The organism is Micromonospora sp. NPDC050784 (assembly GCF_044456765.1).
Classification (GTDB): Bacteria; Actinomycetota; Actinomycetes; order Mycobacteriales; family Micromonosporaceae; genus Micromonospora; species Micromonospora foliorum.
This window is the reverse complement of sequence record NZ_JBITGG010000011.1, coordinates 218,678-243,252: the sequence shown is the minus strand read 5'-3', so window position 1 is coordinate 243,252 and position 24,575 is coordinate 218,678. Positions and strand designations below refer to the sequence as shown.

The window sequence follows — 24,575 nt, the reverse complement described above, 5'->3', positions numbered from 1 at the left end:
CACGACTCGCTGGGCCTGTTCCAGCAGCGCCCGTCCAGTGGTTGGGGCACGCCGGAGCAGATCACCGACCCCGAGTACTCCACCACCGCGTTCCTGAAGGGTCTGAAGCAGGTCGATGGGTGGCAGGACATGCCGCTGACCGACGCCGCGCAGACCGTGCAGGTGTCGGCGTACCCGGACGCCTACGCCCAGTGGGAACAGCAGGCCGCCGACCTGGTTGGCCAGTACTGGAACAGCTGACCCGCACCACCGCAACCGCGAAGCATGACACCGACCGCTGGCCGGCACCCGCAACCCGGGGTGCCGGCCAGCGGCCTTCTTGCCGTAGCCGGTCGCCGCCCGCTGTCGCCGCCCGCTGGCCGCGGGTCACTGGCTGAGGATGGCGCGCTGTGAACGGTCCTTCGAAGGCGGATGGCGTCGTCAGGTTGGCGTATGTCCGTAGATCTTGGACAGTTTTCGTTCGGCGCGAACGGAAAGTGTCCAAGATTCACGTTGGCGACGTAGCGGAGTGACGTGATCGGCGCCGAGTGATCCGATCGGCTGGTGGGTACGTACCCCTGGACGGGGACCGGCGGAGGGATAGAGGCATGGCCGCAGTTGGGTACGGCGCGGATCGCGAACCGGAGTCAGAGCCGGAACCCTCCGATGAGGCCGTACCACGACGGTGGTCCACCGGCGCTCGCCTGTTGGTGGCAGCTGCTGCAGTCGTGTTGCTCCTGGGTGCGGCAGCGGTGGCCGTGATCGTTGCCGATCCCGGTCGCCTCGGCATGACCTACTCCGGCCAACCAGACGGGACCCGCCCCGACGCGACCCGTCCCGACGGAACCCAACCCGACGGCATCCGCCCCGAGGGCACCCGCCCCGACGACGCTCGGCACGGTGGCGGCGGCCGTCCGGGGGGCGTGGCCGACCCGGACGCGGCTGAGGATCGCCGCGGTGGTGCGGGTGCGGCTGCCGAGCAACTGTTGACAGCGCCACTGGCGGGTCGCCAGATGGGCACCTTCGTGCTCGCGGATGGCTTGTCCTCGTTCGAGCTGCGGGTGGCCGAGTTGGGCGACGACCTGTACAGGATCAGCACCCCGGCCGGCTCGGGTGTGGCGGGCCGACCGGCGGTGCAGGGGAGACCGTGCGGCTTGACCTCGTGGAGTCCGGGACGCGCGGGCCTCGGGCCGTACGGGTGTTGCTCAACGAGCGGGTCGCCTGGCGTCTCCATCTCGTTGGCGGGGTGAGCAGTCAGGTGTTGGACCTGACCCGGGCCCGGCTGCTGGGCGTGGAGCTCGCCGGCGGCTCCAGCCGCTCCGAGGTTCTCCTGCCACCGATCACCGCCGCCGTCCTCGGCAGCCCCACCGGCTCGCGTTCGGACAACCCGGTAAGCAGCCTGACCGTACGACTCACCGGCGGGACCAGCCAGCTCGACGTCCGGGTCGCCGGGGAGACTCCGGTACGGGTTCGGGCGGGAGCCGGTGCCGGCTCGGTGGTGGTACGCGACGACCGCTGGGATGGGGTGGCCGCGGGCACGGTGCTGGGTACGCCGGGCTGGGACCGGTCGGCGGAGCGCCTGTACCTGGATCTGGTGGCCGGCGCCAACAGCGTGATCGTGTCCTCCAGCAACCGGTGAACCCACACCACGCCAGCCCGGCAGCCCACGCCAGACCAGCCCGCGCCAGGCCAACCCCATAACCCGGGCTGGCGAACCCCGCCCGCCCTGGCTGGAAGCGCCGCGGTTGCGAGAGGGCGTGCGCGTACAGTCGGGCGGTGGAGCGTACTGAATCAATGCTGGCGCAGACCCGACCGCCTGGCGTGGCCGACGTCGATCCCGGCAGCGTGTTGTTGCCCGGCCACGACGTGCCGTTGGGTCGGTACACCACGGTGCGGCGGCTGCTTCCGCAGCGTGCCCGCCGGATGGTTGGCGCCTGGTGTTTCGTGGATCATTTCGGCCCGGACGATGTGGCGCAGCGGCCCGGTATGGAGGTGCCGCCGCACCCGCACACCGGGCTGCAGACGGTGACCTGGCTGCTCGACGGTGAGATCCTGCACCGGGACAGCCTCGGCAACGTGCAGCCGATCGTGCCCGGCCAGCTGAACGTGATGACCTCCGGGAACGGCATCGCCCACTCGGAGCGGTCGCCGGCCACCCATCCGCCGGTGATGCACGGCGTGCAGCTCTGGGTGGCGCTGCCGGACCCGGCGCGGGCCGGAGCGGCCGACTTCGCGCACCACGCCGACCTGCCACGCTGGCGGGACGGCGATCTGGACGTCACCCTGCTGGTCGGTGAGTTCGGCGGGGAGCGGTCACCGGCGGTGGTGCACACCCCGCTGGTGGGGGTGCAGTTGGAGCTGCGCGGCGAGGCGCCGGCGACGATGTCGTTGCGGCCCGATTTCGAGTACGCCGTGCTGGCGATGTCCGGGTCCGCGGAGGCGGCCGGGGTGGGGTTCGAGCCGGGGGCGCTGCTGTACCTGGGCTCGGGCCGCCGGGAGTTGACCGTGCGTGGTGGGGCCGGGGCGCGGTTGCTGCTGCTGGGCGGTACGCCGTTCGAGGAGCCGTTGGTGATGTGGTGGAACTTCGTCGGCCGCTCGCACGAGGAGATCGCCGCCGCCCGGGAGGACTGGATGGCCGGCGACGGGCGCTTCGGTGTGGTCGCCGAGGATGCGGCGCCCCCGCTGCCGGCGCCCGCCCTGCCCACGACCCGCCTCAAGGCCCGCGACCGCACCGGTGGCCTGCACGGCTGACGGGCACGCGCGGCCGGTGTGACCCCCGGTGGCGCGGGTAGTCGCCGGCATGGCGACCAGTTTGATCAGTCCGGTGGAGGACCGTAAACGTCTGGCGCGCCGGCTCGCCGGCACCGGGCGGGGCTTCGCCGAGCAGTACGGGTTCCGGGTGACCAACAACCCGGCGAGCCTGTTCCAGGTGCTGTACCTGTCGGTGCTGCTGGCCCGCCGTGGTGACTTCCGGCGGGCGTTGGACGGGGCGCGGGCGTTGCGTGACGAGGGGTGGGACAGCGCGGCCCGGCTGGCTCGTTCGCTGCACGAGGACCGGGTACGGGTGCTGCGCGCCAGCGGCCAGCGTGGTGACGTGGGCGCGGTTGCCGATGTGCTGGGTGACCTGGCCCGGGTGGTGGTCGAGCGGTACCGGGGTGACCTGCGCCGGTTGCGGGCGGTGGCGCACCACGACCCGGTCCGGGAGCGGACGCTGCTGGCCGAGCTTCCGGGCGTGGACGATCAGGTCGTCGACCTGTTTCTCCGCGAGGCGCAGGCGTTGTGGCGGGAGGTGGCCCCGGTCGCCGACCGGCGGGCGTTGGCTGCCGCGCGTCGGCTCGGGTTGGGCAGGTCGGCGGACGACCTGGCCGGCCTGGCCACTGGCGAGTCGGAGCAGCTCGCCTGGCTGGTGGGGGCGTTGGCCCGGATCGACCTGGAGCACCGGTACGCGGAGGTGACCGGTCGGCCGTGACGTGCCCTGGCCCACACTTCCCGAAATTCTGACCAAACGGAGGATGTTCTGCCGTATGGTTGGACCCGGCAGTGCTGGCCGCTCGGTTCGGGCGGACCTCCACCGCCTGGTGACCGCGACCGGTTCGGATGCGGTTCACCGCCTGGGCAGGCTTGCGTGGCGCCCTGGGTCGCGGTTCGTGACCAAGGGGCGCCCGCCTGTCCCGGCCCTTCGACCGGCCCCGCCCCGTGTCACGCTCCGGGGGACCGGCTGAGCCTTCTTCACCGAGCCAGACCCGCCAGCAGGTTCACGGTCACGGCGATGATGAACGCGCCGAACAGGTACGACACCATCGAGTGCCGCAGCACCGTACGACGCATCTCGTTGCTGGTCAGGTTGGTGTCGGAGACCTGGAACGTCGTCCCGATGGTGAACGCGACGTACGCGAAGTCGGAGTAGCGCGGCGGTTCGGGCTGGTTGAAGTGCACCCCGCCGTCCGGGCCGGTGTAGTAGATCCGGGCGTACCGGGCGGCGAACACGGTGTGCACCACGAACCAGGAGAGCACCACGCTGAGCACGCCCAGGCTGCTGTGCAGCTCCCGGGCCGGCCCGGGGGGCGCGCTCTGGGCGCTGGCCACCACCAACCCCACGGCCAGCAGGCTGGCCAGGCAGGCGACGAGCAGCAGGGCGTCCCGGATCGCCCGGTTCGGGTCCTCGTGCACGGCCAGCTGGGCGGTCCGCTCGGCGTCCATCGGCCAGATCTTGTGCCAGACCAGCACGAGCCAGCTCAGCGCGCCCACGTCCCAGCCGGCCAGCGCGGCGAGCGGCAGGGGCAGCAGCAACGCGAAGGCGCAGCCGGAAATGACGCCGACCACCGCCACCACGGCGAGCTGCTTCGCGGCAGCCGGGAAACGCACGTCCGCTGGCCGGTCGGGGCCGGTCTGGGTCATGCGGGCCGCTCCCGGGTCAGGGCGGTGGACGTCACCGCCGGGTCAGATGCCGCGCAGGTGCTGCGAGACCCGGTTGTGCTTCTTGTCCCGGGCCTGCTCGGCCCGCTGGGCGGGGCCCACCTCGGGCGCCGCCTCGATCCCGGCCGACCGGGCCACCTCGGTCCCGTTGGCGTAGTCGACCGGCGGCAGGGCGCGCAGCGCCTTCAGCACGTCTGGCGGGGCGCCTTCCCGTTCGGCCTCGCGGACCACGTCGTCCTTCTCGGCCGGGTAGTCCAGGCTCGACAGGTACTGCAGGACGTCGGCGTAGCTCGCCATGGCGTGGGCTCCCTCGGGCATCGATGTGGTGACGACCGGCGGCGGTTACCCGCCCGCCGGCCGGTCACGCCCGTCCACCGGAGGATTCCCGGCGCCGTTTCTCCTCCTCCGCCGCGGGTACCCGCAGGCGCCGACGCGAGCCCGAGGGAGTACGCGATGAACTACGACACCTTCATCGACCAGGTTTCCCAGCGCACCGCCACGTCGTCCGAGCGGGCGGTCGAGCTGACCCGGGCGGTGCTGGAGACGTTCGCCGAGCGGTTGACCGGCGGCGAGGTCCTGGACCTGGCCGCCCAGTTGCCCCAGCCGCTGCAACTCGTGCTCAAACCGAGCCCGAGCACCGAGCAGGCGGACCGGTTCGGCGCGGCGGAGTTCGTCGCCCGGGTCGCGTTGCGCGCCGGTGTGCCGGAGCCCGCCGCCGAGGACGCCAGTCGGGCGGTCTTCACCACCCTGCGCGAGGCGATCACCGGCGGTGAGTTCGATGACGTGGTGACCCAACTGCCGCGTGACTACCGGGGTCTGGTCGAGCAGGCGATGGCCCCGGGCGCGACGCTGCGCCGCGGCTGACAGCGCTCGTTCCGGGCACGCACAGCGGTTTACCAGGGCAACCATCGATGTCCCGCTTGGCGTGGCGATTCCGTCTGGCCTAACCTTGTCGTGCGAGGGGAGTACTTCCCACGAACCATTCCGGTCAGTACGGCGCGCCCGGCGTGCCTCGGGTGGTTGCCCATCAGGTGGTGGGTGAAGGAGACCTCGAACATGACGGTGTTCGAGGAGACCCCACATGAGTCAAGTGTCGTATCTGTCCGCCGCCAGTGAGCTGTCGTCGGTGGGCACGCCCACGCTGTGGGTGGTCACCATCATCGGTGTCATCCTGCTGTTGGTACTGGACTTCCTGGTCACGCGTCGCCCGCACGAGGTGTCCATGCGGGAGGCCATCGGCTGGTCGGCGTTCTACATAGCGCTGCCGCTGGCGTTCGGCGCCTGGATCTGGTCCCGCTTCGGCTCCCAGCAGGGCGTCGAGTACCTGACCGGTTACCTGGTGGAGAAGTCGCTCTCGGTCGACAACCTCTTCGTCTTCATGCTGCTGTTGGCGGCGTTCGCGGTGCCGGCGGTGCTCGCCCAGCGCGTGCTGCTCTACGGCATCGCCGGAGCGCTGGTGCTGCGGGCCGTCTTCATCGCCCTCGGCGCGGCCGCCTTGCAGACCCTCGACTTCGCCTTCCTGCTCTTCGCGATCATTCTCATCGCCACCGCGGTGAAGCTGCTGCGCGACGCCATGTCCGGGCATGAGCAGGAAGTCGACATCAACAAGATGCGCTCGGTGAAGCTGCTGCGCAAGGTCATGCCGGTGGTCGACGACTACCACGGCACCAAGATGACGGTCCGGCAGGGCGCGAAGCGGGCACTCACGCCGTTCGCCCTGGTGGTGGTCGCGGTGCTGGCCACCGACATCGTCTTCGCGGTCGACTCGGTGCCGGCGGTCTACGGCATCACCGAGGACCCGTACCTGGTGTTCGCCACCAACGCGTTCGCCCTGCTCGGCCTGCGGGCGCTCTACTTCGTCCTGCACGCGGCGCTGAGCCGGCTGGTGCACCTCAGCTACGGCCTGGCCATCATCCTGGCGTTCATCGGTCTCAAGCTGGGTCTGCACTGGGCGCACGGCATCTGGGACAGCGTGCCGCAGATCCCCACCCTGGCCTCGCTCGGCGTGATCATCGGTGTGCTGGTGGTCGTCACGTTGACCAGCCTGCGCGCCACCCGGGGCGGCGACCTGCCCGAGGACCGCAAGGTCGTCGCGGACCGGCACTGACCGCGCCGCGCCGGCTGACGACGGGGTACGCGGGAAAGCTCCCGCCCCGCCCGGCGCGGGTGGTACGACTGTGCAATGGGAATCGTGTCACCGGGCTTTCAGGGTCGGCCCCGAACGCAGGAGCCGGCCCTGCCACCCGGTCAGTATCTGACCGAGGACTTTCCGGTGCTCTCGGCCGGCCCGACGCCCCGGGTGTCACTGGACACCTGGGAGTTCGTCATCTCCGCCGAGAACGGCAGTGAACACCGGTGGTCGTGGCAGGAGATGATGGCCCTGCCGCAGGAGACGCCGATGGTGGACATCCACTGCGTCACCCGCTGGTCCAAGCTCGGCACCAACTGGCAGGGCGTCTCACTGGACACGTTGCTCGCCGACGTCGACACGGGGGCGCACTTCGCGCTGGCGCACTCCTACGGCGGGTACACCACCAACCTGCCGCTGGACGACCTGCGCGGCGGCCAGGCCTGGGTGGTGCACACCTTCGACGGGGCCCCGCTGCCCGCCGAGCACGGCGGGCCGGCGCGACTGCTGGTGCCGCACCTGTACTTCTGGAAGTCCGCCAAGTGGGTGCGCGGCCTTCGGCTCAAGACGATGGACGAGCCGGGGTTCTGGGAGACCGCCGGGTACCACGACTACGGCGACCCGTGGCGCGAACAGCGGTACCAGGGTGACTGAGCGCGCCGCGGCGACGAGCACCCAGCGTCGGACGCCGAACCGTTGGCAGGTTGGCCGGCTGGTGGAGCGCCGGGTGGAGACACCGACCGCGCAGACCCTGGTGCTGGAGGTGCCGGACTGGCCGGGGCACCTGCCCGGGCAGCACGTCGACCTGCGGCTCACCGCCCCGGACGGCTACCAGGCGGCCCGGTCGTACTCGCTCGCCGGGCCGGCCGTGGACGGGCCGGGAGGCCCGCGCGTCGAGGTGACCGTGCAGCGGGTGCACGACGGCGAGGTGTCCCCGTACCTCATCGATGTCTTTGGCGCCGGCGACCCGGTGGAGGTCCGCGGACCGCTCGGTGGCTGGTTCATCTGGCGGCCCGAGGAGACCGCGCCGGTGCAGCTCGTCGCCGGTGGCTCCGGTGTCGTGCCGCTGATGGCGATGATCCGGGCGCGGCGGGCGGTGGGCAGCAAGGCGCCGTTCCGGCTGATCTACTCGGTGCGCACCCCCGGTGACGTGATCTACGCCGACGAGCTGCGCCGCCGGGTCCGCGACGACTTCGGGTTGGACGTCGCGTACGTCTACACCCGTGAGGCGCCCGAGGGCTGGCGCGGTGAGCCGCACCGGATCGGCCTGGCGGACGTCAACACGCACGGGTGGCCACCGGACCTGGAACCGCTCACCTACGTCTGTGGCCCGACCGCGTTCGTGGAGACCGTGGCCGACCTGCTGGTGGGCCTGGGTCACCCGTCGCGTCGGGTCAAGACCGAACGCTTCGGCCCCACCGGCTGACCATCCGCTCGCCCACGCAGTGTCGAGGAGATTCGATGACCGAGATGTCGTACCTGGACGGCAACATGCTCGACGGCCCGATGCGTGAGCTGTTCACCGTCGACCTGAGTAGCGCGATGGGCCGCTGTGAGAACTGCGGGACGACCGGCTCGATGGCCAGCCTGCACGTCTACTCGCACGCCCCGGGTCTCGTCGCCCGCTGCCCCTCCTGCGAGGAGGTGATGGTGCGGCTGGTGCGCGGACCGGACCGGGCCTGGCTGGACATGCGTGGCACCACCTACCTCCAGGTGCCGATGCCGATGGAGCAGACGTTCCCCGGCCCGCTCTGACGGAAGGCTTGCCCGGCTGAGGCAACATGGCCGGATGAGCACCGGTCGCTGGCGTGGTGTGCCGCTCGCGGTCCGGTGCGTGGTGGCTGTCGCCGTGCTGGTCTTCGCCTACGGCACCGCGGTGCACGTGGTGCAGTTGCTCCTGCCCCAGTTCGGGCCGCAGCTTGCCCTGCCGGGGTGGCTGACGTTCTACTTCACGTCCCTGACGCTGTGGGATCCGTTGGCGGCGGTGCTGTTGGCCGCTCGCCGGGTGCAGGGGCTCGTGTTGGGCTGCGCGGTGCTGGTGACGGACGCGGCCGCGAACGGGTACGCCAACTACGTGCTGGACCCGGCGGTCGGTGTCACCCCGGGCCGGATCGGGCAGGCCGTCATCACCGCCCTCGCCGTCGGTTTCGTCGCACTCCCCATGGTTGGCGCCCTGGTTCGCCCGGCCCGCCAACCGGAAGCCGTGAAAGCACCGCAGACGTCGGTCGGGTGGCGGCGGACTGAGAAGGAGGCGCTAAGATCATCCGAACGGCGCGGTCCGTCAGTCACACTGCTTCCCACCGCTGCACGTACCGATGCACTGGCCGCCCGGGGCTCCCTCGCTGCATTCACCAACGCCAGCGTGGCTTAGCACCGAGGTCCGATCGGCTAGGGGTTGCCGGTCCGACGCCGACTTTTCCCATGGTCTGATCCACGCCTTCGCTTCTGGTTGGGCATCCCGCTACCCTGCGAGCGTGGCCCGATCTCGAGTCTCCTACGTGGAGGCCGTTCGCCTCCTCACTGGCGGCACCGATGCCGTCGCCATCACTGGGCGGGTGGCCGGGGGCCTACTCTTGGCCGCCGCACCATTCGCGCCGGATGCAGTGTTGTCGCTGTTTGACGCAAAGGGCGAGGCGAACAACTTGCTCCGCGAAATGGTCGGCGCTGCACCCGCCCGTATCCGCTCCACGCGGGGCAGGCGACACTACGAGCTATTGGAGGCCGCGCATGGCGTGCTGGTGCTCTCCGCGTTCTTTGACGCGATCGCCGAGGTGCATGGGCCACGCTTCGCGGCCCTAGAAATCACCGACGAGGAAAAGCATCACATCGGAAAGGCGTCCGCCCTACGCGCATTCCTGTTGAGCGAGGTGGCCCCGATGCCGGGTGCGACACGTGGGTTCGCGGAAAATCTGGTTGCAGTTGAGGGCGCTTTGCGCCGAATGAGCACATCGTTCGGCAACTTTATCGAGAATCTGGCAGCAGGACGAGGTATCCCAGCGCCGAACGACACGGAGATTCGCCGGGCCGTGGATATCTACCGCGAGCGGTACGTGAGGCTTGCAACGGACGTCCCCGAGTTTCGAATTTGGGGCGATCTCGACGAGCATGCAGCTACCCGGATGGAAATCCGGAAACAGGAGGAGACTCTCGTTCATCTACACGAGATGCTCTCCTGCATTTTGCATGCGCCTACACCTGCCACGGAAGCCGAACAGCGTTTAGCTAATCATGCGATCGAGGTGCTGCGCCAACCGATTTGGCGAGCAGAGACCGCAAACATTTCATTCCCCACAGTCGAGCAGGGATTTATTAGCCCGCGATTCCGGATTGCTCGAGCTGATAAGGACTCGCGCCTAGCCGACGAGACCTGGTGGCAGCTGCAGGACGAGCACGAGAATCTCACGACGTTCCTGACAGCCTATCTGACGGATCCAGCAAGCACGGAACTGCCACTAGTCATTTTAGGTAGCCCCGGGGCCGGAAAGTCGCTGCTCACCAAGGTTCTTGCCGCACGGCTGCCTGCGGAGGTATTCACCACCTTTCGGGTGCCGCTGCGATCCGTCGATCCCGACGCCGACATTTACCATCAGGTAGAGAAGGCAACCGAACAGCTTATTCATGAGCGACTCTCGTGGGCGGATCAATGCCGCGCATCTGACACGACAAAAATCGTGTTACTCGACGGGTTTGACGAGCTCGTACAGGCTACGGGTATCACACAGTCGAATTACCTTAGTCGAGCCGCTCGGTTTCAGCAGGAGGAGTGGATAAACGGCCGATCGGTCGTTGTTGTCGTGACGTCTCGGACGCTGGTCATGGACCGCACGGTGGTGCCTGAAGGGACGCTGGTCATTAAACTGGATCCTTTCAATGCCGAACAGGTAGAACAATGGACTGAGATTTGGAACACGGCCAACTTGCATCACTCGTCTGCGAGGCCCCTAACGCCAGACGAACTCGGCCATCACGCGGAGCTAGCGGAACAGCCTCTGCTGCTACTTATGCTTGCTATTTATGCTGCCTCTGGCGAGGCTCGGCTCGACGCCGAGGAGTTGTCGACAGAGGATCTCTACGGGCGGTTGCTTGACTCCTTCATTCGGCGCCAAATTCGGCACAAGGAGCAAGGTGACTTGGACGAGGAGGTCTTCGCCGCTCGGGAGATAGAGAGCCGCCGCGATTTGGCGACCGTGGCGTTCGCTATGTTCAATCGCGGGCAGCAGTGGGTCAGCGAGAACGACTTGGGCGCGGATCTGCGAGCCCTTGATCAGGGCGGGGTGCTCTCCGAAATGGTTTCCAGCAGGTCGGTGACCCGAGCCCAGAGCACCATCACCAGCTTCTTCTTCGTGCACACGGCCCAAACCAGCGACGAAGCCCATGCGCCGGAACGCCGCACCTATGAGTTCATGCATGCCACGTTCAGCGAGTACCTCATCGCCGAGCAAACTAGCGGTCTGCTTCGCGATCTAGCCGACGACTGGGCTCGGTCGCAGGGGCGCGCCTATGCGTCAGCCCTCGAAGACCGGATCCTACGGGCGCTGCTATCGCATCAGCCGCTTACTAGTCGTCAGCAGATCGTGCCATTTCTCCAGACGCTGTCCAATCGCATGCCCATGCATGAACGCGACGATCTGCGCCACGCGCTGCTGGATCTCTACGGCAGGTCTAGGAGGCACGTTCCGGACGACCCATATCGTCCGACACGCTTTGACGCGGTCAATCGACTCGCGGCTTACACGGCAAATCTGGTGCTGCTGGCTACGCTCTGCGCATCCCCGGAGGGGCTTGCGGTCGAGGAGTTGTGTGGCCCTCCTGGGGCCCCAAGCCTGGATTCGACGGTGAAGCTTTGGCGGAGTGGATTGGACGCGGAGGCGCAACGGAGCCTTTTCGATCGCCTAATCCGAGTGGACGACCGTCTTCGGACGACAACGCCGTATCCCCTTCGGGTCTCGCTTCAGGTAGCAGAAGCCAGAATTACTGGTGATCGGCAGACGGAGACGGTCTTGACGACTGGAGAGCGGCTTCTCCCGAGAATAACGGGCGGCAGCGATCCGCAGAACATCACAGCTTTTCAGCAGAAGTTGCACCAATCTGTGGTAGGGATCTTGGCGTCAAGATGGCCGACCCCTCAACTAAAGCGCGCGATGCCTTATGACGAGCAGCTCTATGTCAGGCTCGCGGAGCTCGCTGAAGATGTGGACGAGTTGGCCACCGTCGATACGGCACGCCTGCTCGCGCAGCTGCTAGTTTATGATGATAAATATCTTCCTGGCACGCTCGTTGGTCGGCTCATTGAGACCGTGTTTCGTCCCGAGCTAATACATGAAGTCCAGCCCATGCTGTCCGTCCTCGCGCTCGGTAGGCCGGAATTGTTTAATCAATATCCCGAACTCATCGCGGGCGCCTTGGACGCGGATACAGGTGCCTTCCTCTTCGAAATCGCGCTCGCGTCTGGGGAGGGTGCTCCGTCGGAGGTCAGAGAATTGGCGATTCAATTAGGCGAGCGTCTCGAAAGCGGAGGTAGCGGCATCCACATCGACGTGGATGCACTGCCATCCATGGTGCGGAACCTGAGATTTTCCGCGCACCGACTCGCTGAGGTGATCGAGGCCCTTGACCGTTATCGGCCCATCGCTTGGAGTCAGGTGCGTCCGATGGACCTGCTGGCTGCGATTAACGTTATCGATTATTCAGACGAGAGCATCGTCAACGGCATCCTTCACTATGTGGCCGATCGGGACGGTGACGACTTCGGAGTGGAGGATGCGGCTGCTTTTGAAGAAATCAGGCGGCATTGTAATGCCGTATTGGTCGCGCAGGGACACCCATGAGTTGGGCCGGAAGTTGCGGCACCTAACGCCTGCGGCTCGACCATCGATGCTGGCTCCGCCGCCCTGCCGCCGAATACTCGGGTGCGGGAGGCCCGGCTCGTCCCTAGGCTTCGGCCCCAAGGACCGCACGGGATCCTGCCGGATCGGAGATGACCAGCGCGATGACGGCTCAACTGTTCGCGATCAGCTACGACGCGGCTCAGCCCGTACGCCTCGGACGATTCTGGTCCGGATTCCTGGGTCGGGACATGGTGGAGGATCCGCGGGACGGCGTTCTGGTCCTGCCGAGGGCCGACACCGAGTTTCGGCTGCGCTTCGTGCCGACCGACCGGCCGAAGGTCGTCCAGAATCGGATGCACTTCGACCTGACCAGCAGTTCGTTGGAGGACCAGCGGCAGACGGTGGCCAGGGCACTGGAACTCGGCGCGCGGCACGCCGACATCGGGCAGGGCCCGGAGATCGATCATGTGGTGCTCGCCGACCCCGAGGGCAACGAGTTCGACGTCATCGCTCCTGGCAACAGGTTCCTCGCCGGCTGCGGCTTCGTCGGCGCGCTCGCCTGCGACGGGTCCCAGGCGGTCGGATATTTCTGGAGCCAGGCGCTGGGGTGGCCGCTGGTCTGGGACCAGGACGAGGAGACCGCGATCCAGTCGCCGCACGGCGGCACGAAGATCAGCTGGGGTGGCCCACCGTTGATGCCGAACGGCGGCAGGGATCGGGTGCGTTTCGACCTCGCCCCGCCTGTTGACGTCGATTGGCAGGTCGAGGTCGACCGTCTGCTCTCGCTCGGAGCGACGCGAGTCGACACCGACCAGGCCGGGGCAGGCCGACTGGTGCTGGCCGACCCCGATGGTCAGGAGTTCAGCCTGCTGACGTCCCGCTAGTCCACCGTCAGTCGAAGATGGACACCCGGGTGCGGTGGTGCCGAGGGTCTTCGATCTCGTCGATCGCCGCGACGGCGAGATCGGCGTACGACAGCGCCGTGGACCCGGACGCGGTCACAGTGTCCCCGCCGACTCGGTACCGGCCCCGTCGTGGGGCCGCCGGGTCCAGCATCGCCGGCGGAGTGAGCATGAGCCAGTCGACGGTGGTGTCCGCCGCGCGGAGCCGGTCCAGGCCGGCGGTATGCGACAGGGCGAAGGGGCGCAGGTGGCTGGGGAACGACGCGGGGTCGTCCAGGATCAGGCGGCCGTGCTCGTCCTGAAGGTTGGCGAACAGGCCGATGAGGACGAGCCGACCCACTCCGGCCTCGGTCATGCCGTGCAGAAGCGCGTCGGCGGCGTCGACGAAGAACCGGTCGTCGAGGTGGCCGAGGGCGGCGAGGGCCTCGGGGCTCGACGCGGGGGTGACGGCGCTGACGACGGCGTCGTGGCCTCGGACGATCGCGGAGGTCGAGCGCGGGTCGGTGACGTCACCCCGGACCACCGAGATGCCGTCCGCCGTGATGTCACCTGTCCTCTGTGGATCCCGAACGACGGCGGTGACCCGGTGACCACGGACGCGCGCCTCGGCGGTGATGGCCCGTCCCGCTCTGCCGCCTGCTCCGAAGATGGCGATGCTGCTCATGGGTTCGTCCCCCGTCCGGCGGTCTTCCTCGACGTCAGGGACGGTATCCACGAGATACTGGTTACTGCAAAGATACTGGGATGACGGATCTCGATCCCGAGATGTTCGATCCGATGTGCCCGTCGGGCGCCCTGCCCTTCCAGATCGGCGACAAGTGGACCGGGATGGTCGTGCTCTGCCTGGAAGGCGGCCCGCGTCGGTTCACCGAGATCCGGGTGCCACTTCGCGCCATTACGCCCAAGGTCCTGACGCAGACCCTGCGGGCGATGGAGCGGGACGGCCTGGTGCTGCGGACGGCCTACCCGGAAAATCCGCCCCGCGTCGAGTACGAACTCACCCCGCTGGGGCGCAGTCTGTTGACCCTCATCGAGGCGGCGCGCGCCTGGAGCAAGGATCACCTCCCGGCGCTGCTCGCGGCCCGGGAGGCGCACGCGGCGGCCGGTTGGACAACGGCGGCACCCGTCGGTCAGAGTGATCCGCCGTGAGATACCTGCGTACCGGTGGTCCCGCCGCGATCCGGCGGCCCCGGCCCACCGACTCCGACGAGTTCATCGCCGCCGTACGGCGCAGTCGGGACCTGCACCACCCGTGGTTGGCCGCGCCGGCCAACCCGGAGGAGTACGAGCACTATCTGCGTCGGATCCGCCGCCGCGACAGCGCCGGTTACCTGATCTGCGACCGGGCCAGCGGCGAGATCGCCGGCTACGTGAACATCAGCGGGATCGTGCTCGGTGCGCTGCGCGGCGGCTACCTCGGGTACGCGGCGTTCCTGCCGTACAGCGGGACCGGGCACGCCTCGGCGGGGGTCGCCCTGGTGATCGACCACGCGTTCACCTCGGTCGGGTTGCACCGGCTGGAGGCGAACATCCAGCCGGGCAACGAGCCGTCCCGGCGGGTGGCCCGCAAGCTCGGCTTCCGGTTGGAGGGCTTCTCCCCGGACTACCTGTTCATCGACGGCGCCTGGCGCGACCACGAGCGCTGGGCGATCACTGCGCCAACCCCCGCCTGAACTTTCACCCGGACTGGGTGATGACGCTCCGTACCCTCCTTCCTACGGTGGGTGTCATGGCTGCCGTGCGCGCGACCCCTGCCAACCCCTTTCCCGGCTTGTCCGTCGCAGATGCGGACAGCGCCGACCAGCGGGCCATTCCGCCCGAGTTGGGCCCCAACTCCCTGGCGGTGCTCAGTGGGCCCACGTTCCTGTATTCCAACGCGTGCGGGGACGTGCCGACGGGCAGCATCGGCGGGCTCGTCCATCTGGACACCCGCCTGATCAGCGGCTGGAACCTGACGATCAACGGCAGCGAACTGCTGGTGCTGCGCTCCGAGACGATCGACCACTACTCCGCGCAGTACGTGCTCACCAACCCGGAACTGCCCGGGCTGCCGCCGAACACGCTGGGCCTGCGGCGGCTGCGCTACGTCGGCGACGGCCTTCGCGAGCGCGTGGAGTTGGTTTCCTTCCGGTTGGAGCCGGTTCGGGTGGAGCTACGGCTGGCCGTCGCCGCCGACTTCGCCGACCTGTTCGAGGTCAAGTCAACAGTCCGGGACCGCTCCGCCGAGATCACCCGCAACCACGCCGCCGACGGGTCCGAGCTGTGCTTCTCCTACCAGCGCGGCGACTTCTCCGCCCAGACCCGGGTGCGCTGCGCGACGCCGGCGGACCGCGTCGAGGGCGACGACCTGGTCTGGGAACTGGAACTGGGCCCCCGCGAGATCTGGAAGGTGGACCTGCACGTGCCGTTGCCGCACGGGATGGGCGTGGTCGAGCCGGTACGGGGCGACATCGCCGACGTCTTCCACGGCCGCGCCGACGACCCGCTGCGCCGGTGGACCGAGGACCGGGCGGTGTTGCGCAGCGACAACAAGGCGCTGGAGCACACCGTACGGCAGTCCCGCGACGACCTCTCCGCGCTGCGCCTCGATCTGGAGGTCAAGGGCCAGCGCATCATGTTGCCCGGTGCCGGGCTGCCCTGGTTCCTCACCGTCTTCGGACGGGACACGCTGATCACCGCCTACCAAACGTTGGTCGCCGGACCCACGCTGGCCAAGGGCGCACTGCTCGCCCTGGCCCGCCTCCAGGGCGAGACGTGCGACGACTTCACCGACGAGGAGCCCGGCAAGATTCTGCACGAGGTGCGCAGTGGCGAGTTGACCCGCAGTGGCGAGAAACCGTTCGGGCCGTACTACGGCAGCGCCGACGCCACCCAACTCTGGCTGATCCTGCTCTCCGAGTACTGGCGCTGGACCGGCGACGACGTGACCGTCCGGCACCTGCGGGACAACGCGCTGGCCGCGTTGCGGTGGATCGACGAGTACGGCGACCGGGACGGCGACGGGTTCGTCGAGTACGCCACCCGCTCGCCCGAGGGGCTGGGCAACCAGTGCTGGCGGGACTCACCGGACGGCGTCGTCTTCGCCGACGGTCGGATCCCGGTGCTGCCGCTGGCCACCTGCGACCTGCAGGGCTACACCTACGACGCCAAGCTGCGGCTGGCCGAGTTGTTCGACGGGCCGTTGGGCAACCCCCCGTTGGCGCATCGGCTGCGCGACGAGGCCAACACCCTGCACGAGCGGTTCAACCGGGACTTCTGGATCGAGGAGCGGGGCGGCTACTACGCAGTCGCCCTGGACGGCGACAAGAATCGCGTCGACTCCAAGACCTCGAACATGGGTCACCTGTTGTGGAGCGGCATCGTCCCGCCGGAGCGGGCCGACGCGGTGGTGCGGCAACTCATGTCGCCGGACATGTTCTCGGGTTGGGGCATCCGCACGCTGTCCCGGGAGGAGCGGCTCTACAACGCCCTCGGCTACCACCTGGGCACGGTCTGGCCGCACGACAACTCGATAGCCGCGCTCGGCCTGGCCCGGTACGGCTACCGGGCCGAGTCGAACCGGATCAGCCTGGCGATGTTCCAGGCGGCCGACCAGTTCGGTTACCGGCTGCCGGAGGCGCTCAGCGGTTTCGACCGGGAACGACTGCTCTTCGCCGTGCCGTTCCCGACCGCGTGCAGCCCGCAGGCGTGGGCGGCCGGCACCCCGCTGGCCCTGATCCGCGCCATGCTCGGCGTCAACCCGGTCAACGGCCGGCTGGCCCTCGATCCGGACGTCCCCGAGGAGCTGGGCCGGATCACCGCCGAGCGGGTCCGGGCGTTCGGCCAACAGTGGGAGTTGGAGGCGGTGGGCCGCAGCGGCCACGTCCGGCTCCAGCCGAGCTGAGCGTGGGTGGCGCGTCGGACGTTTGTCCCGGCCTTCGACGGGAAACGGCGCGCAATGACGAAACCTCGTGTGGTGATCGTGGGGGCCGGGTTCGCCGGTTACCACGCGGCGAAGACGTTGAGCCGGATCGCCCGGGACCGGGCCGAGATCGTGGTGCTGAACTCCACCGACTACTTCCTGTACCTGCCGCTGCTGCCCGAGGTGGCGGCCGGGGTGGTCGAGCCCAAACGGATCGCCGTGCCGCTGACCGGGACGCTCAAGGGCGTCCGGGTGGTGGTCGGCGAGGCGGATCACGTCGACCTGCAGAACCGCTGGGTCGGTTTCACCCAGGCCGAGGGGGAGAAGAACCGGCTGGCGTACGACCGGCTGGTGCTCGCCGTGGGCAGCGTCAACAAGTTGCTGCCCATTCCGGGGGTGACCGAGTACGCGCACGGCTTCCGCGGCCTGCCCGAGGCCGTCTACCTGCATGATCACATCGTCCGGCAGATCGAGTTGGCCGAGCAGGCCGAGGACCCGGCCGAGCAGCGGGCCCGGTCCACGTTCGTGGTGGTCGGGGCGGGCTACACCGGCACCGAGGTCGCGGCGCACGGGCAGCTGTTCACCGACGCGCTGCACGCCCAGCGGCCCCGGCTGACCGTCCGGCCCCGCTGGATGCTGCTCGACGTGGCGCCCAGGGTGCTGCCGGAGTTGGACAAGCGGATGTCGGACACCTCGCAGAAGGTGCTCGACAAGCGTGGGGTGGACGTGCGGATGGGCACCTCGGTGGCCGAGGCGACCTGCGACGGGGTGAAGCTCACCGACGGCGAGTACATACCGACCTGCACCCTGGTGTGGTGTGTGGGGGTGCGCCCCGACCCGTTCGTCAACGAGCTGGGCCTGCGGACCGACCGGGGTCGACTGGTCACCGACGAGTTCCTCAACGTGCCCGGCTACCCGGAGGTCTTCGCCTGCGGGGACGCCGCCGCGGTGCCCGACCTGGTCAACCCGGGCAAGGTGTGCGGGATGACCGCCCAGCACGCGCAGCGGCAGGGCAAGCGCGCGGCGTACAACATCGCCGCGTCGTACGGTTTCGGCCGGCGTAAGCCGTACAAGCACCACGACCTGGGTTGGGTGGTCGACCTGGGTGGCAAGGACGCGGCGGCGAACCCGTTGCAGGTCAACCTGTCCGGGTTGCCGGCCAAGGCGGTCACCCGGGCGTACCACCTGATGGCGATGCCGGGAAACCGCACGCGGGTCAGTGCCGACTGGGCGTTGGACGCCGCGTTGACCCGGTCCGCGGTCCAGTTGGGGCTGGTGCCGGCCAACGCGGTGCCGCTGGAGAGCACCACACCCGAGGTCGCGAGCCGGTCCCGCTGAGCGGGCCCCCCCGGGCAGGTCGTCGAGCGTCGGGGCCAGTTCCTCACGCCAGAGCGGCCGCAGCCGGAAGACGGGCGGGCCCCGAGCAGGGTCGTCACGGAGCAGTCCGGTGGCGGCACCGGCCGCCCGCGACGGTCAGTCGGTGGGGCCGGCGGGCCGCGCGGACCGCGCGGCCGGACCGGCCGGCGGGGCGGGTCGGAGCCGGCGCGGGCCGTACTCGCGCAGCAGGGTCTGAATGATGCCGGCGGCGGGGATGGCCAGCAGCGCGCCGAGCAGACCGGCCAGTTCCGCCGCGAGCAGCACGCTGATCAGCACGGTCAACGGGTTCAGCCGGACCGCGCGGGACAGGATGAGCGGCTGGAGCAGGTGGTTCTCCAACTGTTGGTAGACCACGAAGAAGACCAGCACCACCACCCCGGCGGTGGGGGAGTGCAGGAAGCCGGCGCCGGCCGCGATGACCGCGCCGAGGGTGGCGCCGACCAGCGGTATCAGATCGGCCACCGCCACCAGCAGGGCGATCACGGCCGCGAAGGGCACCCCGGTGAGGGTCAGCACCAGGTAGGTCAACGCCCCGCAGATCACGCTGATCAGCAGATTCCCGGTGAGGTAGCCGGTGACGGTGCGCGAAACCTCCCGGCCCACCCGGCGTAGCCGCTCGCCCTGACCGTCCCCGCCCGCCGCGAGGAGGCCGCGGGTGATCCGCGGCGCCTCCAACACCATGAGGTACGCGAGCACGATGACCGTGACCAGCCCGGCGACGGACTCGACGACGCCGCGCAGCACACCGACCGCGGGTTGGCGCAGCCGGCCGCCGAGGTCGCGCAGCTGCTCGGAGTGCTCGCTGACGTAGCGTCGTGCCCCGGTGCGCTCCAGCGCCTGCCCCACCGGGCCCTGTCCGGCGCGGGCCTCCCGCAGCAGCTCGGGCGCCCGGTCGGCGAAGCGACCCAGCTCCCCGAACAAGGGCACCAGGATGAGCGCGGCCAGGAGCGTCAGCAGCACGAACGCGGCGAGGAACACCAGCAGTGTGGCCAGCGCCCGACGCCTGACGAGGCGGCGTTGCAGCCGGTCGACGAGCGGTTTGAGGGCGATGGCGAAGAAGGCGGCGACCACCGCCCAGACCAGCACCCGCCGGGTCGCGTACACGAAGCCCAGCGCGAGCGCGGTCGCCAGCACCAGACCGATCACGATCAGGGTTCGGCGGCCGGTCTCCCGATCGTCGGTGTTGCTCATCCGGCGGGCCTTCCCAGCGCGCGGCGTCGGAAACCCGGCATTGCGGGCGCAACGGAGGTCAGTGGCGGGAGTTGTCGTCCGCGTCGGTGATCGGGTGGGCGCCGGCGACGAACGTGTCGAGCGCGCCGGCGTGCAGCAACCCGCCGGGCACCGGGTCGCGCAGGGCGGCCACCGCCAGCCGGGCCACCGGCAGGCCGCCGGGACGGGAGGTCGCGGCCAGCACGAGGTTGCCGTACCTGCGGCCGCGCAGCATCCGCCGGTCGCCGGCCACGCAGACGTCGGCGAAGACCGCCCGCAACGTGGCCACCTGTACCCGGGTGCCGACCAGTGGCGGCAGGTCCGTGACGTTGACCAGGTACAACCCGTCGGGGTGCAGGACGCGGGCCACCTCGGCGGCGAACTCGACGGTGCGGACGTGCCGGGGCATCCGGGCCGCGCGGTAGATGTCGGCGATCACCAGGTCGTACCGGCCGTCCGGGGTGGCGGTGAGGGCGTCCCGGGCGTCGGCGACCTCCACCCGCACCTCGGGCGGCAGGGGCGGCAACTCCCGGGCGACCAGCTCGACCACCGCCGCGTCCCGCTCGACGACCCGTTGCCGGGAGCCGGGCCGGGTGGCGGCCAGCCACCGGGGCAGGGTCAACGCGCCGCCACCCAGGTGCAGGACGCTCAGCGGGGCACCGGCCGGCGCCGCCAGCTCCACCGCCGAGGCGATCCGCCGGACGTACTCGAAGTGCAGGTGGCGCGGATCCTCGACGTCCACGTACGACTGCTCGACGCCGGCGGACAGCAGGGTCCGCCCGGTCCGGCGGACCGGGTCGGCGACCAGTTCCAGCCGGTCGGCGGCGCGGTTCATATCGGGCACGCTAGCCGAGCCCATGGTCCATCCGGTCGGTGGCCCGCACGCCGGACGGGCCGGCGGAGCGGGGTCGCCCCCGGTCCGCCGGCCCGCCTGTCGCGGTGGCCGTCAGCCGCCGGCCATCCCGGCCCCCACCTCGTCGATCGCGTCGTCGATCTGGCGGGCGAGGTCCACGTCGAGCGCGGTCACCCCGTTGGCCTGGCTTGTCCGCACGGTCAACACGGCGGCGGTGTCTCCCGGACGCCCGATGCTCGGGCCACGGCCGTTGTCCTGGCGCAGCCGGTCCAACCGGGCGAGCACCCGGTCCAGGTTGTCGGGCGGCAGCGCGACCACCCGGTAGAGCCCCTGGCTGTCGCCGGCCCAGTAGGGCAGGTCGTCCAGCGCCGCGCTGATCTCGTCGGCGTCCAGGGTGGGCGTGGTGGTGGAGGCGCCCACGAGGCCGCCGCCGGCCTCCGGCGGGTTCAGCAGGTCGCGCAACCCGTCGGGTACGTGCAACGACTCGATCAGGTCGCCGTCCTGCTCGGCGAGCGCGGCGATCGTCGCCTCCGCCTGGTACCGGGCCTGCTCCGGGGTGTTGCCGCTGATCCGGCCCACCTCGGCCAGGAAGCCGGGCAGGTCCTGGTGCCGCTCGATGCCGTCGACCGGCAGCACGTCGTGCAGCGACGACGGCACCGCGGTGAGCAGCCGCTGCCGCTCGGCGGCCTCCAGGGCGAACGCGAGCACCAGCACAGTTGCCTCGGTGCCCACCTTGGCCGTCTTGAAGTCGACCCCGGCGCGACGCCGGACCTCGTCGACCAGATCGTGGTAGCCCACGCTGCTCACACCGGCCGCGCCGCTCGGCGGGGACGGTTGGGGCCGCGGATTGTCGGCGCTACCGACCGGCGGCGGCGCCGGCCCGCCCCGGGTGCTGTCCGGTTTGCGCATTCCGGCCGCTGGTGGGCCGGCACGCTTACCGGCATCGAGGCTCGTGAGCTGCTTGGTGGCGCTCAGGCTGGCACCGATCTCGCTGGGCTGGCGATTCTGTTCGCGGGCCTGCCGGGCCAACGCCCGGCGCCTCTGGTTGTCGCCCTCCATCTGCTTGCGCATGGTGTGGCACCCCTTCCGCTGGGGATCGTGGCTGCGCCAGTCGCCTTCCCGCCGCCCCCGAGAAGGAAACGGAGGCCGCCGGCCGGGTCGGCCCGGTCTCCGCCACGCTTCATCCGGCGGGGGTGAGGGGTGTTCACCCGCACCGGCGGCAGGATCGGGGTCAGGACCGGAGTTCTTCCGAGGTACGCGGAAGGAAGGTCGTCATGAAGGAACTCGTCGAGATCGTCCCCGCTCGACCCGGCTGGTACGCGCGCTGGCAGCTCACACCCGATGTCACCAGGTGTTACCCGGTGAGCCTGTGGGCGCTGCTGGAGGAGGCCGACGGGACGGGCCGCGAGGTGATCGGGATGGACTGCATCGGTCAGTGGCCCGGTGCGGACGACAACGAGGCGGGTGGGCAGTTCGTCCGCTACCTGTACCAGACGCCCGATTCGGGGAAGCCCGAGGACGTCGACCCGGCCCCCATCGGCGAGCTGCGTGAGGACGGCCCCCGGCTCCAGCCGATGACGGCAACCTAGACATTCCTCCGGCCCCCGACCCCAGGTCCCAGGGTCGGGGGCCATCCCCGTTCACTACCCGGGGGTGGCCCTCGGATCAGCCGATGGCGCGCACGTCGTCGTCGGCGTACGCCACGGCCAGCAACTCACTCAGCCCCGTGCGGTCCAGCATTCGCTGGAGCTGGGGGCTGACCCCGGTCAGTCGGATCGCCCCGGCGGCGCGGTGCACCACCAGCAACGCGCTGAGCCCGGAGGAGTCGCAGAGAGTCACCCCGGTCAGGTCGACCAGGACCGGGGCGTCGCCGTCGCCGTCGCCGCGCAGCTCGGCGGCGGCGGCGATCAGCTCGGGCGCGCTGTCGTAGTCGAGCTCGCCGGTCAGCCGGAGTCGGACCTGCCCGGCGGCGAGCCGGGTCGTCTCGATGGTCAACAGCTGGTCGGGCATCCCACCATTTTCCTTGTCGAGCGACAAAACGCAAAGCGGAGGGCGGTGAACGGCCCCGTATCCCTGACCCAATGCCCCGTCCTGGCGGTGCCCGTCACCCGCCGTGAGATGCCGCTATCCGGGTTCGGGCGTAGGGTGGCTGGAGAGTTGTGACCGTGAACGTCGGTTCCGGCACGGGTTCGGTGAACGAGAAGGAGTGAGGCTCAGCTGGTGACTGCTTCCGACGTCAGGGACTGGGACCCGGGCGACGGACGGCTCTCCACGCCGAGCACGACACGACCCTCGGCGTGGTCCGCCGACGTTCGCCGTCCCACTTCGGCCCTGCCGCCACTGGCCCCCGACCGGGGTCAGGGCACGCCCGACTGGTTCGAGGTCGTCGAGCACTTCCGTGAGGGTCTGGTGGTCTGCGACGCCGATGGCGTGGTGCGGCATATCAGCCCGGTGGCCGAGCGGTTGCTACCCGAGGTGACGCCCGGCGAGCTGCTCAGCGCGGCAGGTGTGCCCGGCCTGAGCGAGGGCGTCCCCGGCGGTTTCACCCACCGCGAGCGCAGGCTCACCGCCCGCCAGGTTCCGATCTCCGGCGGGCGCTGCTGCTGGTACGTGGAGGACGTCACCGACAGCGTCAGCCGCGCCGACGCGCTGCTCGCCGAACGGGCGCGTTCGGCGTTCCTGGCCGTGGTCGGCGACAAGCTGGGCAACCCGCTGCACCCCGACCGGGCCGCCGCCGCGGTCGTTCGACTGGCGGTGCCGACCCTGGCCGAGGTGGCGGTGCTGGTGCTCGCCCCGCGGGGCGGTCGCGCCCGCTGGTGGCGGGCCTCGCGCACCGACGACGAGGCGCCGACGGTGGACAGCGGCGTGCTGGCCGGCGGCGAGTTGCCGACCGCGTTCGCCGACGGGCTGACCGGGGCCGAGCCCCACGCGGTGGACTGGCTGGTCGAGCAGGCGGTCGACGCCGGGTGGCTGCCGGGGCTCGCCGGCACCGAGAGCGCCGCCCGGGTCGTCCCGCTGCCGGGCCGCGACGCGCCGGTTGGTGTGCTGCTGGTGGCCCGTCGCGCCACCCGCTGGTACGACGAGGCCGACGTGGAGCTGGTCCGCGCGTTCGCGGCCCGCGCCGGAGCGGCGTTGACCACCGCGCTGCTCTACCGCGACCAGGCGGAGGTGGCCGACACCCTTCAGGCCAGCCTGCTGCCGGTCGAGCCGGTCGAGGCCGTCGGCGTGCAGTGGGGCACCGCGTACCGGCCCGCGCAGGCGGGGCTGCGCATCGGCGGCGACTTCTACGGTTCGCACCGGCTCACCGACGGTGGCTCGTTGTTCTTCCTCGGCGACGTGTCGGGCAAGGGCGTCGAAGCCGCCGTCTTCACCGGCCAACTCCGCCAGTGCCTGCAGGCGCTGCACCGGTTGGAGTCGAACCCTTCGCGGTTGCTGCGGCTGCTCAACGACGCGCTGCTGGAGACCACCCAGGCGCACGGCCAGGGCCGCTTCGCCACGATCGTGCTCGGCGTGGCCCGCCCGGAGCGCGACGGTGGCCTCACCCTCACCATGGCGGGCGGCGGTCACCTGCCACCACTGGTGCTGCGCGCCTCCGGCGAGGTGGAGACGGTGCCGTTGCGCGGCATGCTGATCGGGGTGGTGTCCGACCCCCGCGTCGGAGAGGTGACCGTGCGGCTGGCGCCGGGCGAGACCTGCCTGCTCTACAGCGACGGCGTGACCGAGGCCCGGGGCGGCCGGCGCGGCGACGAGCTGTTCGGCCCCGAGCGGCTGGTCACCGCGCTGACCGGCTGCCAGCGGATGCCCGCGCCGGCCCTGGCCGAACGGGTCGAGCAGGTCACCTGCGACTGGCTGGGACAGGGCGACCACGACGACATCGCCGTGCTGGCGCTGCGGGCGGCCGGCCTGAGCGGGCGCGGGGCGCGGCACCTGCACTCGGTGCCCGACCGCATCGACCAGACAGAGGGGATCGACGCGTGACCGC

The 24,575-nt window shown here is 70.0% G+C and carries 24 protein-coding genes and 1 pseudogene; 18 read left to right on the top strand and 7 right to left on the bottom strand.

Annotation, left to right across the window (positions count from 1 at the left end; translation table 11 throughout):
• The 4 genes and pseudogenes from ACIBD9_RS17810 to ACIBD9_RS17795 all read left to right on the top strand — a co-directional run.
• Window positions 1–240 (top strand): annotated as a pseudogene (locus ACIBD9_RS17810) (hypothetical protein); the annotation flags it as partial.
• Window positions 241–1,126: 886 nt separating this feature from the next.
• On the top strand, window positions 1,127–1,618 hold the full coding sequence (locus tag ACIBD9_RS17805) for a hypothetical protein (RefSeq protein WP_396718855.1): 492 nt from the start codon (window positions 1,127–1,129) through the stop codon (window positions 1,616–1,618).
• 137 nt (window positions 1,619–1,755) lie between these two features.
• Window positions 1,756–2,730: a pirin family protein gene (locus ACIBD9_RS17800; RefSeq protein ID WP_396718853.1), complete on the top strand. Its 975-nt coding sequence runs from the start codon at window positions 1,756–1,758 to the stop codon at window positions 2,728–2,730.
• Between the two features lie 49 nt (window positions 2,731–2,779).
• Window positions 2,780–3,448 (top strand): hypothetical protein, encoded by a 669-nt coding sequence (locus ACIBD9_RS17795; RefSeq protein ID WP_396718851.1) that lies wholly within the window; start codon window positions 2,780–2,782, stop codon window positions 3,446–3,448.
• A 260-nt stretch (window positions 3,449–3,708) separates the two neighbouring features.
• Here the strand turns inward: ACIBD9_RS17795 and ACIBD9_RS17790 are convergent, their stop codons facing one another.
• Complete coding sequence (locus ACIBD9_RS17790) at window positions 3,709–4,377, bottom strand: DUF1345 domain-containing protein (RefSeq protein WP_396718849.1); 669 nt, start codon at window positions 4,375–4,377, stop codon at window positions 3,709–3,711.
• A 42-nt stretch (window positions 4,378–4,419) separates the two neighbouring features.
• Window positions 4,420–4,692 (bottom strand): DUF2795 domain-containing protein, encoded by a 273-nt coding sequence (locus ACIBD9_RS17785; RefSeq protein ID WP_030332551.1) that lies wholly within the window; start codon window positions 4,690–4,692, stop codon window positions 4,420–4,422.
• A gap of 156 nt (window positions 4,693–4,848) precedes the next feature.
• Here ACIBD9_RS17785 and ACIBD9_RS17780 point away from each other — a divergent pair, with 156 nt between their 5' ends.
• The 8 genes from ACIBD9_RS17780 to ACIBD9_RS17745 all read left to right on the top strand — a co-directional run bounded on the left by ACIBD9_RS17780 (window position 4,849) and on the right by ACIBD9_RS17745 (window position 13,235).
• Window positions 4,849–5,259, top strand: coding sequence for a DUF2267 domain-containing protein (locus tag ACIBD9_RS17780; RefSeq protein ID WP_238660011.1), 411 nt, complete (start codon window positions 4,849–4,851; stop codon window positions 5,257–5,259).
• 217 nt (window positions 5,260–5,476) lie between these two features.
• Window positions 5,477–6,502, top strand: a complete 1,026-nt coding sequence (locus ACIBD9_RS17775) for a TerC/Alx family metal homeostasis membrane protein (RefSeq protein WP_387170098.1) — start codon at window positions 5,477–5,479, stop codon at window positions 6,500–6,502.
• 75 nt (window positions 6,503–6,577) lie between these two features.
• Entirely contained in the window at window positions 6,578–7,177 is a 600-nt protein-coding gene (locus ACIBD9_RS17770) for a sulfite oxidase-like oxidoreductase (RefSeq protein WP_387170096.1), read from the top strand.
• The gene (locus ACIBD9_RS17765) at window positions 7,170–7,949 is read left to right on the top strand and encodes a ferredoxin reductase (protein WP_396718846.1); all 780 of its coding nucleotides are present in this window, start codon (window positions 7,170–7,172) and stop codon (window positions 7,947–7,949) included. Before ACIBD9_RS17770 ends, ACIBD9_RS17765 begins: the two co-directional genes overlap by 8 nt.
• A gap of 35 nt (window positions 7,950–7,984) precedes the next feature.
• The gene (locus ACIBD9_RS17760; RefSeq protein WP_091408116.1) at window positions 7,985–8,278 is read left to right on the top strand and encodes a DUF6510 family protein; all 294 of its coding nucleotides are present in this window, start codon (window positions 7,985–7,987) and stop codon (window positions 8,276–8,278) included.
• A gap of 34 nt (window positions 8,279–8,312) precedes the next feature.
• A complete protein-coding gene (locus ACIBD9_RS17755; protein ID WP_396718844.1) occupies window positions 8,313–8,894 on the top strand; it encodes a hypothetical protein in 582 nt (193 codons plus the stop codon).
• Complete coding sequence (locus ACIBD9_RS17750) at window positions 8,839–12,351, top strand: NACHT domain-containing protein (protein WP_396718843.1); 3,513 nt, start codon at window positions 8,839–8,841, stop codon at window positions 12,349–12,351. The genes ACIBD9_RS17755 and ACIBD9_RS17750 overlap by 56 nt, the downstream gene beginning before the upstream one ends.
• Window positions 12,352–12,500: 149 nt before the next feature.
• Window positions 12,501–13,235: a VOC family protein gene (locus ACIBD9_RS17745; RefSeq protein ID WP_396718841.1), complete on the top strand. Its 735-nt coding sequence runs from the start codon at window positions 12,501–12,503 to the stop codon at window positions 13,233–13,235.
• Window positions 13,236–13,242: 7 nt separating this feature from the next.
• Here ACIBD9_RS17745 and ACIBD9_RS17740 read toward each other — a convergent pair whose 3' ends face one another.
• Window positions 13,243–13,917 (bottom strand): NAD(P)-dependent oxidoreductase, encoded by a 675-nt coding sequence (locus ACIBD9_RS17740; RefSeq protein WP_396718839.1) that lies wholly within the window; start codon window positions 13,915–13,917, stop codon window positions 13,243–13,245.
• Window positions 13,918–13,997: 80 nt separating this feature from the next.
• On the opposite strand from ACIBD9_RS17740, the gene ACIBD9_RS17735 reads away from it, so the two are divergent.
• From ACIBD9_RS17735 to ACIBD9_RS17720, 4 genes are read left to right on the top strand one after another with little or no spacing between them, the layout of a single operon-like run.
• Window positions 13,998–14,402, top strand: coding sequence for a winged helix-turn-helix transcriptional regulator (locus ACIBD9_RS17735; protein ID WP_396718837.1), 405 nt, complete (start codon window positions 13,998–14,000; stop codon window positions 14,400–14,402).
• Complete coding sequence (locus tag ACIBD9_RS17730) at window positions 14,399–14,926, top strand: GNAT family N-acetyltransferase (protein ID WP_396718835.1); 528 nt, start codon at window positions 14,399–14,401, stop codon at window positions 14,924–14,926. Before ACIBD9_RS17735 ends, ACIBD9_RS17730 begins: the two co-directional genes overlap by 4 nt.
• Before the next feature lie 56 nt (window positions 14,927–14,982).
• Window positions 14,983–17,136 (top strand): glycogen debranching N-terminal domain-containing protein, encoded by a 2,154-nt coding sequence (locus ACIBD9_RS17725; protein ID WP_396718833.1) that lies wholly within the window; start codon window positions 14,983–14,985, stop codon window positions 17,134–17,136.
• A 54-nt stretch (window positions 17,137–17,190) separates the two neighbouring features.
• Window positions 17,191–18,492, top strand: coding sequence for an NAD(P)/FAD-dependent oxidoreductase (locus tag ACIBD9_RS17720; protein ID WP_396718831.1), 1,302 nt, complete (start codon window positions 17,191–17,193; stop codon window positions 18,490–18,492).
• Between the two features lie 135 nt (window positions 18,493–18,627).
• On the opposite strand, the gene ACIBD9_RS17715 is transcribed toward ACIBD9_RS17720, so the two are convergent.
• The 3 genes from ACIBD9_RS17715 to ACIBD9_RS17705 all read right to left on the bottom strand — a co-directional run bounded on the left by ACIBD9_RS17715 (window position 18,628) and on the right by ACIBD9_RS17705 (window position 21,664).
• On the bottom strand, window positions 18,628–19,722 hold the full coding sequence (locus ACIBD9_RS17715) for an AI-2E family transporter (protein WP_396718829.1): 1,095 nt from the start codon (window positions 19,720–19,722) through the stop codon (window positions 18,628–18,630).
• Between the two features lie 58 nt (window positions 19,723–19,780).
• Window positions 19,781–20,575 carry a spermidine synthase gene (locus ACIBD9_RS17710; RefSeq protein ID WP_396718827.1) on the bottom strand — a complete coding sequence of 265 codons (795 nt, stop codon included), beginning with the start codon at window positions 20,573–20,575 and terminating at the stop codon, window positions 19,781–19,783.
• Window positions 20,576–20,686: 111 nt separating this feature from the next.
• The gene (locus ACIBD9_RS17705) at window positions 20,687–21,664 is read right to left on the bottom strand and encodes a DUF2267 domain-containing protein (protein WP_396718825.1); all 978 of its coding nucleotides are present in this window, start codon (window positions 21,662–21,664) and stop codon (window positions 20,687–20,689) included.
• Between the two features lie 203 nt (window positions 21,665–21,867).
• On the opposite strand from ACIBD9_RS17705, the gene ACIBD9_RS17700 reads away from it, so the two are divergent.
• Window positions 21,868–22,182: a hypothetical protein gene (locus ACIBD9_RS17700; RefSeq protein WP_396718823.1), complete on the top strand. Its 315-nt coding sequence runs from the start codon at window positions 21,868–21,870 to the stop codon at window positions 22,180–22,182.
• 76 nt (window positions 22,183–22,258) lie between these two features.
• On the opposite strand, the gene ACIBD9_RS17695 is transcribed toward ACIBD9_RS17700, so the two are convergent.
• Window positions 22,259–22,603, bottom strand: coding sequence for an STAS domain-containing protein (locus ACIBD9_RS17695; protein WP_396718821.1), 345 nt, complete (start codon window positions 22,601–22,603; stop codon window positions 22,259–22,261).
• A 210-nt stretch (window positions 22,604–22,813) separates the two neighbouring features.
• Between ACIBD9_RS17695 and ACIBD9_RS17690 the strand changes: the two genes are divergently transcribed.
• Entirely contained in the window at window positions 22,814–24,571 is a 1,758-nt protein-coding gene (locus ACIBD9_RS17690; protein ID WP_396718819.1) for a PP2C family protein-serine/threonine phosphatase, read from the top strand.
• Window positions 24,572–24,575 lie beyond the last annotated feature (4 nt).

Bases quoted from the DNA above. Each gene is read 5' to 3' on its own strand.
- ACIBD9_RS17750 (WP_396718843.1), top strand. From the start codon at position 8,839: ATGCACTGGCCGCCCGGGGCTCCCTCGCTGCATTCACCAACGCCAGCG.
- ACIBD9_RS17770 (WP_387170096.1), top strand. From the start codon at position 6,578: ATGGGAATCGTGTCACCGGGCTTTCAGGGTCGGCCCCGAACGCAGGAG.
- ACIBD9_RS17745 (WP_396718841.1), top strand. From the start codon at position 12,501: ATGACCAGCGCGATGACGGCTCAACTGTTCGCGATCAGCTACGACGCG.
- ACIBD9_RS17715 (WP_396718829.1), bottom strand. From the start codon at position 19,722: ATGAGCAACACCGACGATCGGGAGACCGGCCGCCGAACCCTGATCGTG.
- ACIBD9_RS17790 (WP_396718849.1), bottom strand. From the start codon at position 4,377: ATGACCCAGACCGGCCCCGACCGGCCAGCGGACGTGCGTTTCCCGGCT.
- ACIBD9_RS17775 (WP_387170098.1), top strand. From the start codon at position 5,477: ATGAGTCAAGTGTCGTATCTGTCCGCCGCCAGTGAGCTGTCGTCGGTG.
- ACIBD9_RS17755 (WP_396718844.1), top strand. From the start codon at position 8,313: ATGAGCACCGGTCGCTGGCGTGGTGTGCCGCTCGCGGTCCGGTGCGTG.
- ACIBD9_RS17720 (WP_396718831.1), top strand. From the start codon at position 17,191: ATGACGAAACCTCGTGTGGTGATCGTGGGGGCCGGGTTCGCCGGTTAC.
- ACIBD9_RS17695 (WP_396718821.1), bottom strand. From the start codon at position 22,603: ATGCCCGACCAGCTGTTGACCATCGAGACGACCCGGCTCGCCGCCGGG.
- ACIBD9_RS17780 (WP_238660011.1), top strand. From the start codon at position 4,849: ATGAACTACGACACCTTCATCGACCAGGTTTCCCAGCGCACCGCCACG.
- ACIBD9_RS17725 (WP_396718833.1), top strand. From the start codon at position 14,983: ATGGCTGCCGTGCGCGCGACCCCTGCCAACCCCTTTCCCGGCTTGTCC.
- ACIBD9_RS17710 (WP_396718827.1), bottom strand. From the start codon at position 20,575: ATGAACCGCGCCGCCGACCGGCTGGAACTGGTCGCCGACCCGGTCCGC.
- ACIBD9_RS17700 (WP_396718823.1), top strand. From the start codon at position 21,868: ATGAAGGAACTCGTCGAGATCGTCCCCGCTCGACCCGGCTGGTACGCG.
- ACIBD9_RS17735 (WP_396718837.1), top strand. From the start codon at position 13,998: ATGACGGATCTCGATCCCGAGATGTTCGATCCGATGTGCCCGTCGGGC.
- ACIBD9_RS17740 (WP_396718839.1), bottom strand. From the start codon at position 13,917: ATGAGCAGCATCGCCATCTTCGGAGCAGGCGGCAGAGCGGGACGGGCC.
- ACIBD9_RS17760 (WP_091408116.1), top strand. From the start codon at position 7,985: ATGACCGAGATGTCGTACCTGGACGGCAACATGCTCGACGGCCCGATG.
- ACIBD9_RS17795 (WP_396718851.1), top strand. From the start codon at position 2,780: ATGGCGACCAGTTTGATCAGTCCGGTGGAGGACCGTAAACGTCTGGCG.
- ACIBD9_RS17705 (WP_396718825.1), bottom strand. From the start codon at position 21,664: ATGCGCAAGCAGATGGAGGGCGACAACCAGAGGCGCCGGGCGTTGGCC.
- ACIBD9_RS17785 (WP_030332551.1), bottom strand. From the start codon at position 4,692: ATGGCGAGCTACGCCGACGTCCTGCAGTACCTGTCGAGCCTGGACTAC.